Raw genomic sequence first — 18331 nt, 5'->3', positions numbered from 1 at the left:
ACGACATGGCTCAGGCGTCGGCCTTGACGCCGCCGTCCTTGATGATCTTGGCCCACTTGATCTGCTCGGCGCGCATGAAGTCGCCGAACTTCTCGGTTGAGCCGCCGCCGTCCTGGGCGCCCGAGGCGGCCAGCTTTTCCATCACGTCGGGCATCAGCATGACCTTGTTGATGTCCTCGTTCATGCGTTTGGCCATGGCCAGCGGCATCTTTGCAGGACCGGCCAGGCCGTACCAGGTGGTGGCCTCGAAGCCCGGGAAGCCCGACTCTGCCATGGTCGGCACGTTGGCATAAGCAGGCACACGCTGCTGGCGCGTTTGCGCAATCGCAATCGCCTTGCCGCTTTTCACATGCGGCGTGGCGGCCGTCATGGTGTCGAAGCTGTACTGGATGGTGCCGCCTATCAGGTCGGTGAGCATGGGGCCCGAACCCTTGTAGGGCACGTGGATGGCCTTGACCTTGGCGGCCAGCATGAACATCTCCAGCGCCAGGTGCTGCGCACTGCCGGTGCCGGCCGAGCCGAAGCTGATCTTGCCGGGGTTGGCGCGGCACAACTCGACCAGGTCCTTGACGGTCTTGGCCGGCTGGTTTTCGTTGCAGATCAGCAGGTTGGGCGTGACGCCGACCAGCACGACCGGCTGGAAGTCCCTGGCGGCGTCGTAGTTCACCTTCTGCAGGGCCGGCGTGATCGCCTGGCTGTTGATGTGGGCCATCAGCAGCGTGGCGCCGTCACCCGGTTGCTTGGCCACGTAGTCGGCGGCAATGGTTCCCGACGCGCCTGCCTTGTTCTCGACGATGACCTGCGTCTTCCACATCTCACCGAGCTTCTGGCCGATGACACGCGCCAGGATGTCGGTGCCGCCGCCGGGTGCGAAGCCGACGATGATGCGCACCGGCCCGGTGGGCAGGTTCTGCGCCAGGATCAGGGAGGGAAAGGCCAGGGCTGCGGCGCCGGCGGTCACAAGGGTTCTGCGTTGCATGGTTTGTCTCCAGTGGTGTTTTTGAAATCGTCAGAAGGAAGCGGATGCGCGGGAAAGCAGAAAAGGAAGGAAAAGCAAGGGACAGCAGGAAAGGGAAACAGCGATCGGCGGCTGTCAGGCCGCCTTGCGCAGCGGCACGACGGCGGCATGGCTGGAAAAATGGTCCATCGCGGCCTGCACCCCCGAGCCGGCCAGCTTGACGCCGGCGAGCTTGAGGCCCATCTCGCAGCCCGACAGTGCGGCCATCAGCGTCAGGTCGTTGCAGTCGCCGAGGTGGCCAATGCGGAACATCTTGCCCTTGACCTTGCCCAGGCCGGTGCCCAGCGAGCAGTCGAAACGTTCGTAAATGATCTTGCGCACGGCGTCGGCGTCCACGCCTTCGGGCGTCATCACGCCGGTCAGGATGGGCGAATACACCGATGCATCGGCGCACTGGATCTGCAGGCCCCAGGCCCTGACCGCGGCACGCACGCCTTCGGCCCAGCGCTGATGCCGCGCAAACACCACGTCCAGGCCGTGCTCGAGCAACATGTCGCAGGCTTCGTTGAGGCCGTAAAGCAGGTTGGTGTTGGGCGTGGACGGCCAGTAGCCGGTCTTGTTCATCTCGATGATCTCGTCCCAGGCCCAGAAAGCCTTGGACAGTTTGGCGGTCTTGCTGGCCTCCAGCGCCTTGCTTGATACAGCGTTGAAGCTGATGCCGGGTGGCAGCATCAGGCCCTTCTGCGAACCACTGATGCTGACGTCCACGCCCCACTCGTCGTGTTTGTACTCGGCCGAGGCCAGGCCGGAAATGGTGTCCACCAGCAGCAGCGCCGGGTGTCTGGCGGCATCAATCGCCTTGCGCACGGCGGCGATGTTGCTGGTCACGCCGGTGGAGGTTTCGTTGTGCACCACACACACGGCCTTGATGCTGTGCTGGGTGTCAGCCTTGAGCCGCTCTTCGATCAGGTCGGCGCGCACGCCGTGGCGCCAGACTTCGGCGCCGGGGTCGGTCATCACCTCGGTTTTCAGGCCGATGCGCGTGGCCAGCTTTTGCCACAGGGCGGCAAAGTGGCCGGTTTCGTACATCAGCACGTGGTCGCCGGCGCTCAGCGTGTTGACCAGGGCTGCTTCCCAGGCGCCCGTGCCCGAGGCCGGATAAATGATGACCGGCTGTTTGGTCTGGAAGATTTTCCGGATATCTGCCAGCACCTTCAGGCCCAGCGCGCCGAACTCGGGGCCGCGGTGGTCGATGGTGGGCAGGCTCATGGCGCGCAAAATGCGGTCCGGCACGGGCGAAGGCCCGGGGATTTGCAGGAAGTGGCGGCCGGTGGGATGGAAGTCAAGCGTCAACATATTTCGGGGGCTCCATGAATAACCACCATTTTTTGCATACAAAATTCATTTGTCAACCGCTTTATCCCTATATTTCAATTTGACACGCCTTCTTTTTGCATACAAAATTTACCCATGACTGCTGAAATTTTTGCCATCCCGCGTGCCGCCCTGCATGAGCAGGTGGCGCACCGCCTGCGCCAGATGCTGGTCGAAAACCGCATCGCACCGGGCGCCAAGCTCAATGAGCGCGAGCTCGCGGAAGTGCTTAACGTGTCACGCACGCCGCTGCGGGAAGCCATCAAGATGCTGGCCGCCGAGGGCCTGGTGGAGCTGCTGCCCAATCGCGGCGCGATTGCGGTGGAATTGACCGAAGACGATGTGCTCCACACCTTTGAAGTCATGGCCGGCCTGGAAGCACAGTCGGGCGAGCTGGCGGCCAAGCGCATCACCGATGCCGAGCTGGCCGAGATCAAGGCCATGCATTACGAGATGCTGGCCGCGTACACCCGCCGCGACCTGCCCGCCTATTACCGGCTCAATGCCGCCATCCACGCGGCCATCAATGCCGCGGCCAAAAACCCGGTGCTCACGGCCACCTACCAGCAGGTCAATGCGCGCCTGCAGGCCCTGCGCTTTCGCTCCAACCAGGACGGCGACAAATGGCGCGCCGCCGTGAAAGAACATGAAATGATGATTGAAGCGCTCAGTGCACGCGACCCGGTCGCCATGCGCGCCGTGCTGGCCAGCCACCTGGGCAACAAGCTCAGCGTGGTCATCGAACAATTGCGCGCGGCCCAATCGGCACGCCAGACACCTGCCAAGGCATGAACGCCCCATGAACGCCCCATGAACGCCCCTCCGCCCCTGAAAATCACGCAGGACACTGCAGCCCACGCCTACGACAACGTCGCCCGGATCAGTAACGAAGTGGCCGGCCGGCTGGCCGCCCGGCTTGCCAGTGAAACCCGTGGCGAGGTGCTTTTTTCCGCCGCAGACCGCGGCCGCTACGCTACCGACGCATCGATTTACCAGGTGATGCCGGTCGGTGTTTTTGTGCCGCGCAGCGCGCCTGACATCAAAACCGCGCTCGACATCTGCCGCGACATGGGCGTGCCCATAGTTCCGCGCGGCGGCGGCACCAGCCAGTGTGGCCAGACCGTGGGCGCCGGGCTGGTCATCGACCATGCGAAACACATACGCAACATCATCGATGTGGATGTGGACAAGCGGACCGCCGAGGTCGAGCCCGGCATCGTGCTGGACCACCTGAACGCCGCGCTGAAAAAGCACGGCCTCTGGTACCCGGTCGACGTCTCCACCAGCGCGCAGGCGACGCTGGGCGGCATGGCCGGCAACAACTCCTGCGGCAGCCGCAGCATTGCCTACGGCAACATGGTGCACAACGTGCTGGGCGCGCAGGCCTGGACTTCGGACAGCCAGTTGCTGCAGCTGGGGCCCTACGCTGCCAGCAGCGGCAAGGCACGTGAACTGGGTAACCACGTTCGCTCGCTGGCCGAGGAGCTGCACCCGGCCATCAACCGGATGTGGCCCAAGGTCATGCGCCGCGTGGGCGGCTACAACCTGGACATCTTCGACCCGCAGAGCGAGCGCCCCTACACGAGCGACGGCTCGGTCAACCTGGCGCACCTGCTGATCGGCAGCGAGGGCACGCTGGCCCTGACCAAATCACTGACGCTGCAGCTCAGCGAACTGCCCAGGGCCAAGGTGCTGGGCGTGGTGAACTTCCCGACCTTTTACCGGGCCATGGATGCCGCGCAGCACATCGTCAAACTCGGCAACGGCAGCCTGACAGCCGTCGAGCTGGTGGACCGCACCATGATTGACCTGTCGCTGCAGAACCCGGCCTTCGCGCCCACCATACGCAGCGCGCTGATCGGCCAGCCTGCCGCCATTTTGCTGGTCGAATTTTCGGGCGCGAGCAAAGCCGACCTGCTGCCCCACCTGAAGCGCCTGGGCGAACTGATGGGCGATCTGCTGCTGCCCGACTCGGTCGTCGAGATGGTGGACGACGCCCCGCAGAAAAACCTGTGGGAGGTGCGCAAGGCCGGGCTCAACATCATGATGAGCCTCAAGGGTGACGGCAAGCCGGTGAGTTTTATCGAGGACTGCGCCGTGCCGCTGGAGCACTTGGCCGAATACACCGACGCATTGACCGAGGTCTTCCGCAAATACGGAAGCAAGGGCACCTGGTATGCCCACGCCTCGGTCGGCACGCTGCATGTGCGGCCCATTCTGGACATGCGGCGCGAGGGCGCGCCCAAGATGCGCGCGATTGCCGAGGAAGCGTCCGAGCTGGTACGCAAGTTCAAAGGTGCCTACAGTGGCGAACACGGCGACGGACTGTGCCGCGGCGAGTGGATCCAGTGGCAGTTCGGCCCGCAGATCAACGAAGCGTTTGCGGCCATCAAGCAGGCCATGGACCCGATCAACCTGCTGAGCCCGGGCCGCATGATCAACCCTCCCAAGATGGACGACACGCGGCTGATGCGTTTCGCACCGGGCTACAAGGTCATCCCGATCCAGACCGCGCTCGACTGGCGCGCCTGGGACGTGCAGAACGACCCGGTCACCGAGCTGACCAGCGCACCGGGCAGCGGCGGCGACCCGGCCCAGGGCCTGGCCAAGGCCGTGGAGATGTGCAACAACAACGGCCACTGCCGCAAGTTTGACGCTGGCACCATGTGCCCCAGCTACCGCGTCACGCGCGACGAGCAACACCTGACACGCGGCCGCGCCAACACCTTGCGCCTGGCACTGTCGGGGCAGTTGGAGGCACCTCGTGCAGGGGAACCCTCACCCCAACCCTCTCCCAAAGGGAGAGGGAGTCGGTCCGAATCTCCCCCTCTCCCTCTGGGAGAGGGCTGGGGTGAGGGCGCGCTCGAAGCCGTGCGCGACGCGCTCGACCTCTGCGTCGGCTGCAAGGGCTGCAAGCGCGACTGCCCGACCGGCGTGGACATGGCCAAAATGAAAGTGGAGTTTTTGCACCACTACAAGGCAAAGCATGGCTACACGCTGAAAGACAAGCTGGTCGCGTACCTGCCCGACTACGCGCACTGGGCCAGCCGCCTGGCGCCGCTGCTGAACCTGCGCGACAAAATCCCCGGCCTGGCTGCGCTCAGCGAGAAGTTCACCGGTTTTTCGGCAAAACGCAGCTTGCCGCAATGGAAAAGGCACACCTTTTTCAACCGTCCCCCGGTGAGCGCCACGCGCGAGGAGGTGCTGGCCGCCAGCAGGCCCGTGGTGCTGTTTGTCGACACCTTCAATGGCCACTTCGAGTCGGACAATGCGGCTTCAGCATTAAAAGTACTGCAAGCCGCCGGATACACGGCGCATGTAGCTATCAAAAATGTAGCAGATGGAAAACACCTGTGCTGCGGCCGGACCTACCTGGCCAGCGGCATGGTCGATGAAGCGAAGGCCAAGGCCAGGGAGCTGGTTGCCGCGTTGCTGCCCTTTGCCGAGCGCGGCATCGCCATCGTCGGGCTGGAACCGTCCTGCCTGCTGACGATGCGCGACGAGATGCTGGTGATGGGCCTGGGTGAAGCGGCTCAAACCATCAGTGACCAGGCCCTGCTGTTTGAAGAATTTCTGGCGCGCGAGGCCGCAGCCGGCAAGCTCGACCAGCTCAAAGCCAGACTGCAGCCGGTGGAGCAGGCCATCCTGCTGCATGGCCACTGCCACCAGAAGGCGTTTGGTGCGGTCAGCCCCATCATCGATGTGCTCAGGCTGATCCCCGGCGCGAAGCCCGAGCTGATCGAGTCCAGTTGCTGCGGCATGGCCGGCAGCTTCGGCTACGAAAGCAACCATTACGAGGTGTCCATGCAGATGGCCGAACTGAGCCTGCTGCCCGCCGTGCGCCGGCAGCCCGATGCCATCGTGGTGGCCGACGGCACCAGTTGCCGGCACCAGATCCGCGATGGCGCGCAGCGCGAAGCCATACACGTGGCGGTGTTGATGGCGCAGCAGTTGCGGGCCTGACGCCGGCTGCGGGGGCATGGCACGGCCGGAGTACAGTTGCGGCGATGCGCACCACTGACATTCTGACCCTCACCATGAACCCCGCCCTGGACGTGTCAACGTCCACGGACAAGGTCACGGACACGCACAAGCTGCGCTGCGCCGCCGCGCAATACCATCCCGGCGGTGGCGGCATCAACGTGGCCCGCGTGTTGCAGCGACTCGGCAGCAACTGCCTGGCGCTGTACCCGGCCGGCGGCATGAACGGGCAAAGGCTGCGCCAGTTGCTGGACCAGGAGCAGGTGTCCAGCCAGTGCCTGGCCATTGCAGGCGAGACGCGCGAGAGTTTTCATGTCCACGAAACGGCCAGCGGGCAGGACTTTCGTTTTGTCCTGCCCGGCCCTGCCCTGAGCGCGACCGAGTGGCAGGCCTGCCTCGATTTTTTCAGCGCCCTGGCGCCGCCGCCGTCCTGGCTGGTGGCCAGCGGCAGCCTGCCACCCGGCGTGCCGGCTGACTTCTATGCGCAGCTCACGCGGCTGGCGCGTACGCGCGGCAGCCGCGTGGTGCTGGACAGCTCGGGGCCGGCGCTCGCAGCGGCGCTCGCTGAAGGCGTGTACCTGATCAAGCCCAGCCTGCGGGAATTGCGCGAGCTCACCGGCCTGCCGCTGGAGACCGACACGCAGCGGCTGGCCGCGGCCCGGACCATCATCGAGGCCGGGCAGGTGCAGATCGTGGCGCTGTCGCTCGGCGAGGACGGCGCCCTGCTCGTCACGGCAGACCAGGCACTGCGGGCCAGCGCCGTGCCGGTCAACGTGGCCAGCACCATAGGCGCGGGCGACAGTTTTGTCGGCGGGCTGGTCTGGGCACTGAGCCGGCAGACCGATCTGGCGCAGGCCTTTCGTTACGCCATGGGGTCCGCCGCGGCCGCGCTGTTGTCTGCAGGAACCGCGCTGTGCCAGCCGGCCGATGTCGAACGCCTTGCCAGGGAAGTGATCGTCACACCGGCCGGCGCTTGATCTGGCGCAAGGCGGTAGCGGCGACCGGCGTCTACCGTATGCACAAGACAGGCACAGGAGACGGCGCGCGCGCCCGGAATATGACCACAACCACCACACCTTACATACGCTGGTTTTCGGAGTTGGGCATTGCCGATGTTCCCCTGGTGGGCGGCAAGAATGCCTCGCTGGGCGAAATGGTGCGCGAGCTCGGCGCGCAGGGCGTGCGGGTGCCTAACGGTTTTGCCGTCACGGCGCAGGCCTACCGTTATGTGCTGGCGCAATCCGGCGCCATGCCGCGCCTGCATGAGGCCCTCGACGGCCTGGACGTGCAGGATGTCGATGACCTCGCGCGCCGTGCGCGGCGGGCGCGCGAGATCATCCTCGGCGCCGTGTTGCCGGACGATCTTGTGGCGGAGATCGCCGCCGCGCATGAGCGCCTGCAGTCCGACTATGGTGAGCAGTTGACGCTGGCGGTGCGCAGTTCAGCCACCGCCGAAGACCTGCCCACCGCCAGCTTTGCCGGCCAGCACGACACTTTTCTGAACGTGGCCGGCCTGGCCAGCCTGCTCGAAGCGATCCGTCGGTGTTTTGCCAGCCTGTTCAATGACCGCGCCATCGCCTACCGCGTTGAAAACGGCATCGATCATTTCAGTGTCCTGCAATCGGTCGGCGTGATGAAGATGGTGCGCGCGGATCGCGCCTCCAGCGGCGTCATCTTTTCGATCGACACCGAAACCGGCTTTCGCGACGTCGTGTTCATCACCGGCGCCTGGGGCCTGGGCGAAAACGTGGTGCAGGGCACGGTCGACCCGGATGAGTTCTATGTGTTCAAACCCACGCTGAAGCAGGGACACCGCGCGGTGCTCAGGCGCAAGCTCGGCGGCAAGGAAATCCGCATGGTCTACACGCAGGCCGAAGGCAGCGAGACCACGCACAACCTGCCGACCTCGCCCGAAGACCAGGCACGTTATTGCATCAGCGACGAGGAGGTGCTGGAACTGGCCGACGCCACCGTCCGGATCGAGGACCACTACAGCCGCAAGGCCGGGCATGCCATGCCGATGGACATCGAATGGGCCCGGGACGGCATCGACGGCAAGCTCTACATCCTCCAGGCCCGGCCCGAAACCGTGGCCTCACGCAAGCCGCCCGGCACGGTGGACACTTGGCGGCTGGACGCCAGGGGCAAGCTCTGCATCAGCGGCCGCGCCGTGGGCGGCGCAATCACCACGGGCCGCGCGCGCGTGATCAACGACATCAGCGAGCTCAACCAGTTCCAGCCCGGGGAGGTGCTGGTGGCGGACACCACCATGCCGGACTGGGGCACGGTGCTGAAGATCGCGTCCGCTGTCGTGACCAACCGCGGCGGACGCACCTGCCATGCGGCCATCGTGGCGCGAGAGATGGGCATTCCGGCCGTGGTCGGCTGCGGCCATGCAACCACGGCCATCCGCACCGGCGACGAGATCACGGTGTCCTGCGCCGAAGGCAGCGAGGGCCGGGTCTACGCCGGCCTGCTGCCGTTCACGAAACGCAGCATTGACGTGGCCGGCATGGCGCGGCCGCAGACACACCTGATGGTCAACATCGCCAACCCCGACACGGCCTTCCAGACCGCGCTGCTGCCCAATGACGGCGTGGGCCTGGCGCGCATGGAGTTCATCGTTGCCGAACACATACGCGCGCACCCGATGGCGCTGGTGCACCCGGAGAAAATCGACGACGCGGCGGTGCGCGAGGAGATCGCCCGCCTCACGCGTTCGTATGCCAGGCCGGCCGACTATTTCGTGCGGCAGTTGTCCGAAGGTGTGGCGACCATCGCCGCGGCCTTCTATCCCAAGCCGGTGATCGTGCGCATGTCCGACTTCAAGACCAACGAATACGCCAGCCTGCTCGGCGGGCGCTGGTTCGAGCCGGACGAGGCCAACCCCATGATCGGTTTTCGCGGCGCCTCGCGCTATGCGCACCCGGCCTATGCCGAGGGTTTCGCGCTCGAGTGCGCGGCGATGAAACGCGTGCGGGGCGAGATGGGCTTGGTCAACGTCAAGCTGATGATCCCGTTTTGCCGCCGTGTCGAGGAAGGCGAGCGTGTGCTGCAGGCCATGGCAACACACGGTCTGACGCGCGGTGTCAATGGCCTGGAGATCTACGTGATGTGCGAGATTCCCAACAACGTGATCCAGATCGACGCCTTTGCCCGCCTGTTCGATGGCTTCTCCATCGGCTCCAACGACCTGACGCAGCTGGTGCTGGGCGTGGACCGCGACTCGGACATCGTGGCCTTCGACTTCGACGAACGCGACCCGGGTGTCAAGGAGATGATCCGCCAGACCATAGAAGGCGCGCACCGCAACCACCGCCACGTGGGCATCTGCGGCCAGGCGCCCTCGGACTATCCCGAGATCGCGCAATACCTGGTGGAGCTCGGCATCGACGCCATGAGCGTCACGCCCGATACCCTGCTGAAAATCACGGTGGACGTGCTGGCCGTGGAAGCGCGGCTGGGGCGTGCACCCCGCAGCGCGGCGCGGCCCTCTTCCACACCCGCTACACCACCCACACCCACCACTGCAGCCAGGAGCCTCTCATGAGCCAGACCATTTCGTCATTGATGCACCGCGAGGTGACCCAGGTCGGTCCCGACGACACGCTGCAGGCCGTCGAGGCGAAACTGGTGGCCCAAGGCCTGTCGTGGGTGCCAGTGGTCGATGCCAGCGGCGTGGTGATGGGGGTGATCAGCAGCACCGACCTGATACGCGCGCATGCCGAGGGCACACCAGCCCCCAAGGTCAGCGCGTGGCAACTGTGCACCTACAAGCCGGTCACCGTGGGCCCGGACGCCCCGCTAAGCGAGGTGGCCAGGTTGATGACTGAGGGCAACATCCACCACGTGGTGGTGGCCGAGGGCCCGGACCTCAAGGGCGTGGTCTCCTCACTCGACTTCGTGCGGACTTTTGTGGTTTAGGGGTCATGCTTGCTGGCCTGCGGATTCTGCCGGCAAAGTAAAGAAGAAGCAGGCCCCTATTCCGGGGGAGGATTCAGCCCATATCCGGCCACCGTGCCGCCCGATGATGCGGCGCACCGTGGCCAGCCCGATGCCGGTTCCGGGAAACTCCGAGACCCCGTGCAGGCGCTGGAAGGGCTCGAAAAGCTTGTCCACATAAGCCATATCGAATCCGGCACCGTTGTCGCACACAAAAAACACCGGCTCTCCTGCGGCGTCGCTGCTCTGGCCGACCCTGATCTCGGCCTGCGCCCGTTGCCCGCTGAACTTCCACGCGTTGCCCAACAGATTTTCCATCACCACCCGGAGCAGGCGCTCATCACCATGGGCCACCAGCCCACTTTCAATGTGAAGCGTCACCTGACGCTCGGGCTCGAACGCCTGCCGGGCGTCCAGGCTATTTCGCGCCAGCATCGACAGGTCGACCCGCTCGCTGCGAAGCTGCACGCGCAACATCTGCGAGAGCGACAGCAGGCCTTCAATCAACTGCCCCATCTGCATGGCGCCGGCCTGAATACGCGACAGGTAGTGCTGAGCCTTCTCATCTGCATGCTTACCGAGCTGTTTCGCCAGTAAATGGCTAAAGCCATGAATGGTGTTGAGCGGCGAACGCAAATCGTGCGAAACCGAATAGGAGAAGGCTTCAAGCTCCTGATTCGAAAATTTCAACTTGTTTTCAACCCCCTTGATTTCAGTGATGTCCTGCAGTGCACCCACGAGCCGTACCACCTTGCCGTCCTGCAACAGCGCGCGACCCTGTGTACGGACCCAGATGCGCCGCCCTCTTGCCGTCACCAGGGGAAGATCGAGGTCCCAGGGGGCGCCCTCTTCGAGCGCCGCCATGAAGGCCGCCCGTATCACGGGCTGCGCCTCCGGCGCGTAAAGGCCTGCCAGTTTTTCAAGCGCCAGGTCTGTTGCTGAATCCATCTCGCAGATGCGGTAAATCTCCTCGGACCAATGAGGCGCCATGGTCTCCACGTCCACTTCCCACCCGCCCACTCTGGCCAGCGCGCCGGTGCGCTTCAACAGCGCGGCGCTGGTGACCATGGCCAGCTCTGCGAGCTTGTGGCCCGTGATTTCCTGGATCATTCCGGTCCGGCGCTTGCGCAGCCCGCTCTCGCCGTCGCCATCGGTCTGGCCAAGCAGATGAATCCAGCGCACCTCGCCCACAGACGGGACGACCCGGAACTCGATGTCCATGGCCAGGCCGGCCTGAACGGCCGCGTCGCACGCGGCTTCGAAAGCAGCGCGGTCCGCCGGATGAATCAGCCGGAGAAAACCGTCATAGCTGCTGTCGAAAACGCTGCGATCAACACCGAGCACGTCGCAGGATTCGTCGCACCACCACATCAGGCCGGTCGTGAAGTCGACCTGGTAATAGCCAATGCGGCCGATGCGCTGCGCCTTCAGCAGCCTGCGCTGGCTCTCCTGCAAGCGCGCGTGGCTTTCGGCCTGTTCGCGCGCCAGCCGCTCCATTTCGGAGACATCGCGCACGATCGCCGTAAAAAGCCTGCCTTCTGAAGTGTCGAAATGGGAGATGGAAACCTCCAGGGGAAACTCCTCCCCGCTCGCGCGCAACCCGTAGACGACACTGCGTCCGCCCATGCGGCGCGACGTCACGCCCGTGTTGCCGTAGCGTTTGACCTTCTCTGCGTGGCTTGAGCGAAAACGTCCGGGAAGCAGTTTCTCGAGGGGTTGCAGCAGGACGGCGTGCCGGGGCCAGCCGAATATTTCCTCGGCTGCACGGTTGTACAAAACGATCCTTTGCTGCTCATCGACCGTGACGATGGCGTCCATGGCCGAGTTCAGCACGCCTGCCAGCATTGCGGCCGCGTTGGCCGGGTCACTGCCCCAGGAGTCAGGGTTGTCGATGGGTAATTTCATGCTCATGGTTGCCGGAACACCCATTGCGACAAGGGCTCGGGCAGGATCTCGCAGACCCGGCTTCCGCGCCGAGCGATACAGCCTTGGGCTTCGAGCAAGGCCAACGCACGCGCTACCGATTCGCGGGTCGTGCCCAGCAGCTGCGCCAGCGCAACGTGCGACGGCAGGGTCACGGTCGGACTGTGGTGAACCTCCATCAGCATGAGCAGGCTATGGGCGACCCGTCCTGCTATCTGCGGACGACTGGTGGCCTGCGTCCAACCGGCGATCATTCCAAAAGCGACGCTGCAGGCTCGGCCGACCTGATCCCAGATCTTCTGGTCACTGCGCGCCAGACAGGCCAGCGCCTCCGTTGACATTTCACAATACCGGCCGCTGCTCAGGGCAACGCTTCCCAGTTGGTTCGGTTGCCCGAAGTAACTGCAAAGACCAACGACCGCGCCACGTCCCAAAATGGCGACTGGATCGATATGTCCGCCGGGGCTACTGCGGCCCAGACACACGCTCCCGACCTTGACGACCCTCAGGTGACGCACATGCTCGCCTTCCCGCGCTAATATTTCGCCCTTCCTGAAGCTGTGTTCTTCGATCAGTACTCCGCCATCGACTGAATCTTTCAGGGACAGACCGCGCGTGATGCAAAACTCATACGAGGCACAGTTGCCGCATTTTCCGGGCAGCAATGGGCTGGCATCAAAACCTGCAACGACCTTCTCGACAGACCCGCCAGGCGAAGCGTCGCAGCCACTGAGTTTCATAAGATTTGACTCACATTTCTCCCGACAAAAATTGCACGATTTGTTACAATTTAATACTTTAGTTTAAACCAGTTCACTGTGCACTGCATCCACCATTGCCAGCGTAACTGCGCGTCTCGTCACTGAATGAGCATTTACTGACATAACTCAAATCGTCCCTGACCAAGGCGGATCCTGCATGGCACGAAAGGCTGGGCTCCCGGTACGAATGCGGGTTGGACTGGACTGGACTGGACTGGGGGAAGTTCAATGCATGACAAGTCACACCCACCAGGTCTGGCGCATGGACAATCGCCTCGGGGACATACCGGGCCGCGCTAATGGTCGACTCCGGCATTCACCACGTGGTGGGGGCCGAGGGCAATGACATCCGTGGTGTCGTGCCTTCGCTCGACTTCGTGCGCACCTTCGTGACTTGATCTGCCTGAAGGCCGCACTGCCGCTTGCGGCCCGCCCCGGAAACGCGCCAGGTCCCGGCCCGCGGCTGGCACTGTAATTGCGCCAAAATACCCAGCTTTGTTTTACCCCCGAACCGGAGTCTTCCATGGCCAGCTCAACAAGCCGGCGTGTCCTGAACACGCTGCGCAACACCGTCGCCGTCGGCGCCCTTCTGCTCGCGGGCATCGCACAGGCTCAAACCGGCACCATCCGGCTGCTGGTCGGTTTTCCGGCCGGCGGCGGCACCGACGTGATTGCCCGCACGCTGGCCGACAAGCTCAAGGACCAGCTGGGCAGCAACGTGATTGTCGAGAACCGTGCGGGTGCGGGCGGACAGATTGCGGCCCAGGCCCTGAAGGCGGCGCCGGCGGACGGCACGACTTTTTTCCTCTCGCACGACCACACCATTTCCATCCTGCCGCTGGTGACCAAAAACCCCGGCTTCGACCCGGCGAAGGATTTTGTCGCGGTGGCCGGCTTTGCCACATTTGTGAATGCCTTCGCCGTGTCGGGCGGCACCCCCGCCGCCTCCATGAACGAGTACGTGGCCTGGGTTCGCACGCAGGGCAGCAAGGGCAACGTGGGCGTGCCCGCGCCCGCCTCGGTGCCGGAATTTCTGGTCAAGCTGATCGGCCAGAAGTACGCGCTGGACCTGCAGGCCGCCCCGTACCGGGGCAGCGCGCCCATGATGGCCGACATGCTGGGCAACCAGATTGGTGCCGGTGTCGGCTCGGTCCCCGACTTCATTGAGAACCACAAGGCCGGCAAGATCCGCGTGGTGGCCGTGCTCGGCGGCAAGCGCCAGGCCGCCCTGCCCGATGTGCCGACCTTCGCCGAGCTGGGCCTGGCCGGGTTTGAAGACGTGCCCTACTACGGCATCTTCGCGCCGGCCGGCACACCCCGGGCCACCATGGACCGCTTTGCCGAAGCCGTGGCCAAGGTCATCGCCATGCCCGACGTGCGCGACAGGCTCACGGCCATGGGCCTGAGCGTGGGCTACATGCCGCCGCAACAACTCGCAGCGCGTGAACGCACCTACACACGGACATGGACACGCATCATCAAAGCCAGCGGATTCCAGGCGCAGTGACTTGGGTTCTGCGCCGGCTCTGGTGCGAAGGAATGAGTCGCGAGATCCGGCCAGCGGCCACACCAGGAACACTCAAACAACGTCGACAGAAGGCAAGCCTTGCCTCTTTGCAGATGCAGCAGCCCCCGCAGCCGCCCGCGGCAAGCGCGCCTGCAAGCGCTCCACCTTCCACCAGCCGGGAAAAAGCTCACGCACCTGCGCCTGCGCATAACGGTCGTCAATCAGGAAAACCACGCCGCGGTCGGACTCGGTGCGGATCACCCGGCCCGCGGCCTGCACCACTTTTTGCAGGCCCGGGTACAGGTAGGTGTAGTCGTAGCCCTTGCCGAAGCTGGCCTCCATGCGTTGCTTGATCTGCTCGTTGACCGGATTGATCTGGGGCAGGCCCAAGGTGGCGACAAAAGCGCCGATCAGGCGTTTGCCCGGCAGGTCGATGCCCTCGGCAAACGCGCCGCCGAGCACCGCAAAGCCGATGCCGCGCGAAGCCGGCGTGAAGCGTTCGAGAAAGCCGCGCTTGGCGCTTTCCTCCATGCCGCGCGACTGCTCCCAGACCGGAATGGCCGGGTAACGCGCCTTGAACAATTCGGCCAGTTGCTGCAGGTAGTCGAAGCTGCTGACAAAACTCAGGTAGTTGCCGGGTGCCGCGGTGTATTGCCGGGCCATCAGGTCGACCATGGGTGACAGCGAATGCCCGCGGTGCTGGAAACGCGTGGACACGTCGTCCACCACCTGCACCGACAGCTGCTCGGCCCGGAACGGCGAGGCCACATCGATCCAGGCGGTGTCCTCGGGCAGGCCCAGCATGTCGCTGTAGTAGTGCGCGGGGCTCAGGGTGGCCGAGAACAGCGCCGCCGAACGTGCCGCCGCAAACCGCTGGGACAGGAAACCCGCCGGCACGACGTTTCGCAGGCACAACACGGCGCCGCCCCCGCTGTGCCCGGCATCGGTGATGTCGAACAGCGAATGGGTATCGAGCAGTTCGGCCATGCGCAAAAAATGCAGCACCTCGAAGAAAAAATCCTGCAGCCTGCCGTCGATGCCGGCCGGGTGATCGGCCAGGTGGTCCAGGATGGCGCTGGCCGTCTGCTGCAGCGCGCCGCGAAAGGCCTGCGGCACCTCGTCGTACACCTGGTAAGCCTCGGCCTGGTCCTGGTGCAGCTCGTACCAGCTGCGCTGGAGGCGGTCCAGCACACGTTTGATGGCCACGGGCGCACCCTGCCGCGCCAGCGCCAGGCGGGCCGGGTCCAGCTCGGCCGAATACATCTTGCGCGCGCGCTCGACCAGGTTGTGCGCCTCGTCGACCAGCACGCTGACGCGCCACTGGTTGGCCAGCGTCTGCGCGTACAGCATGGCGTTGATGTCGAAGTAGTAGTTGTAGTCGCCGATGACCACATCGCTCCAGTGCAGCAGGTCCTGACCGAGGTAATACGGGCAGACCCCGTGCGCCAGCGCCACCTCGCGCAGCGCGCCCTTGTCGAGCGGGCCGGCCATGGCCACGGCGGCACGGCGCGCTGCCGGCAGGCGGTCGTAAAAACCTTTGGCCAGCGGGCAGGCGTCGCCGTGGCAGGCCTTGTCCGGGTGTTCGCAGGCCTTGCCCTTGGCCACCAGTTCCAGCACACGCAGCGGCAGCGCCGGCGCGCTGCGCTGGATGCGGGCCACGGCGTCCAGCGCCAGCTGGCGGCCCGGCGTCTTGGCCGCGAGGAAAAACACCTTGTCGAGCTGCTGCGTCGGGCAGGCCTTGAGCAGCGGAAACAGCGTGCCCACGGTTTTGCCGATGCCGGTGGGCGCCTGCGCCATCAGGCAGCGCCCGCTGCTGGCCGACTTGTAGACGGCTTCGGCCAGGTCGCGCTGGCCGGGGCGAAAACTCTCGTGCGGAAACGCCAGGGTCTGCAGCGCTTCGTTGCGCGCCGCGCGGTGGGCCATCTCCTGGCGGGCCCAGTCGAGGAAATGGTCGCACTGTTCTTCAAAGAATACTTCCAGCTGGGCAGCGCTGAAGGCTTCGGTCAGCAGGGTTTCGTCCTGCGTGGCGATATCGAAATACACCAATGCGAGCTTGACCTGCGACAGGCCTTCTTTCTGGCAAAGCAGGTGGCCGTAAACCTTGAGCTGCGCCCAGTGCAGATGCCGGTGGTTGGCGCGCATGGCCTCCAGGTCGCCGCGAAAGGTCTTGACCTCTTCGAGCTGGCCGAGTTCGGGGTCGTAGCCGTCGGCGCGGCCACGCACCAGCAAGCCCTTGTAGACCCCGCTCAGGCTGACTTCGGTCTGGTAGTGTGCCGGCCGGCGCATTGCCACCATGCGGTGGCCCGCCATGCCTTCGAGGGCCGACGGTGAGGGCGTGAAGCGCACATCGAGGTCGCCCAGCTTGGCCGTGAATTCACACAGCGCACGCACGGCCACGACATAAGGCTTGTCCGTGTGGGCGGCGGCGGTCATGGGCGGGCTTGCTGGCTAGGGGCTGTATGAATATCCAGCATTGTAGCCAGCCGGCGATGGTGCTGATCGCATTTGAAGACGATCGTCCAAATAGAACCCAGCGGGTCAAAAAAGACCGGCAGTCATTTCTCACAATACAAGGGACTCAGTTCAGATGGACTGGGATAGGCTGCTCAGCCAATTACTGGCACCCCAATTACTACGGTGCCAAGCCTTGCGGGTGACGCCTAGCGAAAAGACTGTAGTTCTTCTCAAACGACTCTGTGCCCTCAACGGACTCCAGCCACAGTTCACAACCGCGCAGAACTTCTTCGACGAATTTGTCGAGCTGAATTAGAAGTGCTTTGTCACCGATCAAGCAATAGTGGATGCTGTAGTTCTGATGTCCAGGCTCAATGAACATGATCTTGCTGTATTCGTCATTTGGACCTTGACTACGACCCTGATGCAGCAGAGCGCAACGAAACTTCCAGCAGGACACGCCGGAGAGCGGATTTTCTCTGGCTCGATTCTCTGCAAGCCTCGGGCGAATCCATTTCTCGTACCAAGCGGCATAGCGCTCACCCAACTCTCCCCTTTTTGACCTTCCATTTTCCGAACTCAGGGCTGCAGCCATGTCCGGAATGGCCAATGCGCTCATTAGGGCAACGTAGTACAGCTCTGACTCAACTGTCTTTCGCGTTTGGGAGATAAGCGTACGCATGTAGGAACTTCTTAAGAAACGTCCCCATCCCAACCAATCCGCGTGTCGTGAACCTCGCGGCAAACGGCATCACCGTACCAAGAGGGAAAATGCATCATCTGGCTCACGCCTGAAGTGGCGTCGCCGTCAGCTTGACCCCGAGCGCGTGCATGATTTTTACCACCGTGTCGTAGCGGGGTTTGGAGCCCGGCGTGAGTGCTTTGTAGAGACTCTCGCGTCCTACCCCGGCGTCTTTTGCCAGTTGTGTCATGCCGCGCACGCGCGCGACATCACGCACTGCCACCAGAAACAGGTCCGGATTGGGGTCCTCCAACGCAGCGCTGAGGTACTCGGCAATACTCGCCTCGTCGGTCAGATAGTCTGCGGCATCAAACGGTGCAAATCTGGTCATGATCATTTCTCCTGCTTCAAAGTACGCGCCATTTCCAGTGCGCGTTTGATATCGCGTTTTTGTCCAGCCTTGTCACCACCCAGCAAGAGCAAATAGACCACCTTCCCCGCCGGGTGTAGTAAACACGATAGCCTGGACCGACGTGAATACGCATTTCCGACACGCCGCCTCCCACAGGCTCGCAATCTCCAAAGTTGCCCGTCTCAGCTGCGCGAATACGGTGAATGATTCGTGCGCGTCCGACAGAGTCTTTCAATGCAATCAGCCAGACGTCGAATTCTTCGGAGCGCAGAAACGCATTCATCGCCCGGTGATTGTATTCGATTGGATACAAAACTCAAAGCCTGAATAACCATTG

General features: G+C 63.9%; 13 protein-coding genes and 1 pseudogene. 6 read left to right on the top strand and 8 right to left on the bottom strand.

Features of this window, described 5'->3' with window-relative positions; genetic code table 11:
• Positions 1-10 precede the first annotated feature (10 nt).
• Both PSV40_RS20315 and PSV40_RS20310 read right to left on the bottom strand, forming a co-directional pair.
• Complete coding sequence (locus PSV40_RS20315) at positions 11-979, bottom strand: tripartite tricarboxylate transporter substrate binding protein (RefSeq protein WP_300541286.1); 969 nt, start codon at positions 977-979, stop codon at positions 11-13.
• A gap of 114 nt (positions 980-1093) precedes the next feature.
• Positions 1094-2314 (bottom strand): aminotransferase class V-fold PLP-dependent enzyme, encoded by a 1221-nt coding sequence (locus tag PSV40_RS20310; protein ID WP_300541284.1) that lies wholly within the window; start codon positions 2312-2314, stop codon positions 1094-1096.
• A gap of 114 nt (positions 2315-2428) precedes the next feature.
• Between PSV40_RS20310 and PSV40_RS20305 the strand changes: the two genes are divergently transcribed.
• From PSV40_RS20305 to PSV40_RS20285, 5 genes are all read left to right on the top strand, one after another.
• The gene (locus PSV40_RS20305; protein ID WP_300541282.1) at positions 2429-3124 is read left to right on the top strand and encodes a GntR family transcriptional regulator; all 696 of its coding nucleotides are present in this window, start codon (positions 2429-2431) and stop codon (positions 3122-3124) included.
• Positions 3125-3142: 18 nt separating this feature from the next.
• A complete protein-coding gene (locus tag PSV40_RS20300) occupies positions 3143-6295 on the top strand; it encodes an FAD-binding and (Fe-S)-binding domain-containing protein (RefSeq protein ID WP_300541280.1) in 3153 nt (1050 codons plus the stop codon).
• 44 nt (positions 6296-6339) lie between these two features.
• Entirely contained in the window at positions 6340-7290 is a 951-nt protein-coding gene (locus tag PSV40_RS20295) for a 1-phosphofructokinase family hexose kinase (RefSeq protein ID WP_300541278.1), read from the top strand.
• Between the two features lie 80 nt (positions 7291-7370).
• Positions 7371-9863, top strand: coding sequence for a phosphoenolpyruvate synthase (gene ppsA, locus PSV40_RS20290; protein WP_300541276.1), 2493 nt, complete (start codon positions 7371-7373; stop codon positions 9861-9863).
• Positions 9860-10237: a CBS domain-containing protein gene (locus tag PSV40_RS20285; RefSeq protein WP_300541274.1), complete on the top strand. Its 378-nt coding sequence runs from the start codon at positions 9860-9862 to the stop codon at positions 10235-10237. Before ppsA ends, PSV40_RS20285 begins: the two co-directional genes overlap by 4 nt.
• A 3-nt stretch (positions 10238-10240) precedes the next feature.
• Here the strand turns inward: PSV40_RS20285 and PSV40_RS20280 are convergent, their stop codons facing one another.
• Both PSV40_RS20280 and PSV40_RS20275 read right to left on the bottom strand, forming a co-directional pair.
• Complete coding sequence (locus PSV40_RS20280) at positions 10241-12160, bottom strand: PAS domain S-box protein (protein ID WP_300541272.1); 1920 nt, start codon at positions 12158-12160, stop codon at positions 10241-10243.
• Between the two features lie 2 nt (positions 12161-12162).
• Complete coding sequence (locus PSV40_RS20275) at positions 12163-12918, bottom strand: Crp/Fnr family transcriptional regulator (protein ID WP_300541269.1); 756 nt, start codon at positions 12916-12918, stop codon at positions 12163-12165.
• Between the two features lie 544 nt (positions 12919-13462).
• On the opposite strand from PSV40_RS20275, the gene PSV40_RS20270 reads away from it, so the two are divergent.
• The gene (locus PSV40_RS20270; RefSeq protein ID WP_300541267.1) at positions 13463-14446 is read left to right on the top strand and encodes a Bug family tripartite tricarboxylate transporter substrate binding protein; all 984 of its coding nucleotides are present in this window, start codon (positions 13463-13465) and stop codon (positions 14444-14446) included.
• 72 nt (positions 14447-14518) lie between these two features.
• On the opposite strand, the gene PSV40_RS20265 is transcribed toward PSV40_RS20270, so the two are convergent.
• The 4 genes and pseudogenes from PSV40_RS20265 to PSV40_RS20250 all read right to left on the bottom strand — a co-directional run bounded on the left by PSV40_RS20265 (position 14519) and on the right by PSV40_RS20250 (position 18277).
• Positions 14519-16879 carry an ATP-dependent DNA helicase gene (locus PSV40_RS20265; RefSeq protein WP_300541265.1) on the bottom strand — a complete coding sequence of 787 codons (2361 nt, stop codon included), beginning with the start codon at positions 16877-16879 and terminating at the stop codon, positions 14519-14521.
• 199 nt (positions 16880-17078) lie between these two features.
• Positions 17079-17582 (bottom strand): hypothetical protein, encoded by a 504-nt coding sequence (locus PSV40_RS20260; RefSeq protein WP_300541263.1) that lies wholly within the window; start codon positions 17580-17582, stop codon positions 17079-17081.
• A gap of 103 nt (positions 17583-17685) precedes the next feature.
• On the bottom strand, positions 17686-17973 hold the full coding sequence (locus PSV40_RS20255) for an addiction module antidote protein (RefSeq protein WP_300541261.1): 288 nt from the start codon (positions 17971-17973) through the stop codon (positions 17686-17688).
• Positions 17974-17975: 2 nt separating this feature from the next.
• Positions 17976-18277 (bottom strand): annotated as a pseudogene (locus PSV40_RS20250) (type II toxin-antitoxin system RelE/ParE family toxin).
• Positions 18278-18331 lie beyond the last annotated feature (54 nt).

Source organism: Polaromonas sp. (genome assembly GCF_029945925.1).
Classification (GTDB): Bacteria; Pseudomonadota; Gammaproteobacteria; order Burkholderiales; family Burkholderiaceae_C; genus Polaromonas.
The sequence above is the reverse complement of the archived record's forward strand: the minus strand, read 5'-3'. Positions and strand labels throughout refer to the sequence as shown.

Coding starts and splice junctions, on each gene's coding strand:
- PSV40_RS20300 (WP_300541280.1), top strand. CDS start 3,143: ATGAACGCCCCTCCGCCCCTGAAAATCACGCAGGACACTGCAGCCCAC.
- PSV40_RS20280 (WP_300541272.1), bottom strand. CDS start 12,160: ATGAAATTACCCATCGACAACCCTGACTCCTGGGGCAGTGACCCGGCC.
- ppsA (WP_300541276.1), top strand. CDS start 7,371: ATGACCACAACCACCACACCTTACATACGCTGGTTTTCGGAGTTGGGC.
- PSV40_RS20310 (WP_300541284.1), bottom strand. CDS start 2,314: ATGTTGACGCTTGACTTCCATCCCACCGGCCGCCACTTCCTGCAAATC.
- PSV40_RS20285 (WP_300541274.1), top strand. CDS start 9,860: ATGAGCCAGACCATTTCGTCATTGATGCACCGCGAGGTGACCCAGGTC.
- PSV40_RS20295 (WP_300541278.1), top strand. CDS start 6,340: ATGCGCACCACTGACATTCTGACCCTCACCATGAACCCCGCCCTGGAC.
- PSV40_RS20255 (WP_300541261.1), bottom strand. CDS start 17,973: ATGACCAGATTTGCACCGTTTGATGCCGCAGACTATCTGACCGACGAG.
- PSV40_RS20275 (WP_300541269.1), bottom strand. CDS start 12,918: ATGAAACTCAGTGGCTGCGACGCTTCGCCTGGCGGGTCTGTCGAGAAG.
- PSV40_RS20260 (WP_300541263.1), bottom strand. CDS start 17,582: ATGCGTACGCTTATCTCCCAAACGCGAAAGACAGTTGAGTCAGAGCTG.
- PSV40_RS20315 (WP_300541286.1), bottom strand. CDS start 979: ATGCAACGCAGAACCCTTGTGACCGCCGGCGCCGCAGCCCTGGCCTTT.
- PSV40_RS20305 (WP_300541282.1), top strand. CDS start 2,429: ATGACTGCTGAAATTTTTGCCATCCCGCGTGCCGCCCTGCATGAGCAG.
- PSV40_RS20270 (WP_300541267.1), top strand. CDS start 13,463: ATGGCCAGCTCAACAAGCCGGCGTGTCCTGAACACGCTGCGCAACACC.
- PSV40_RS20265 (WP_300541265.1), bottom strand. CDS start 16,879: ATGACCGCCGCCGCCCACACGGACAAGCCTTATGTCGTGGCCGTGCGT.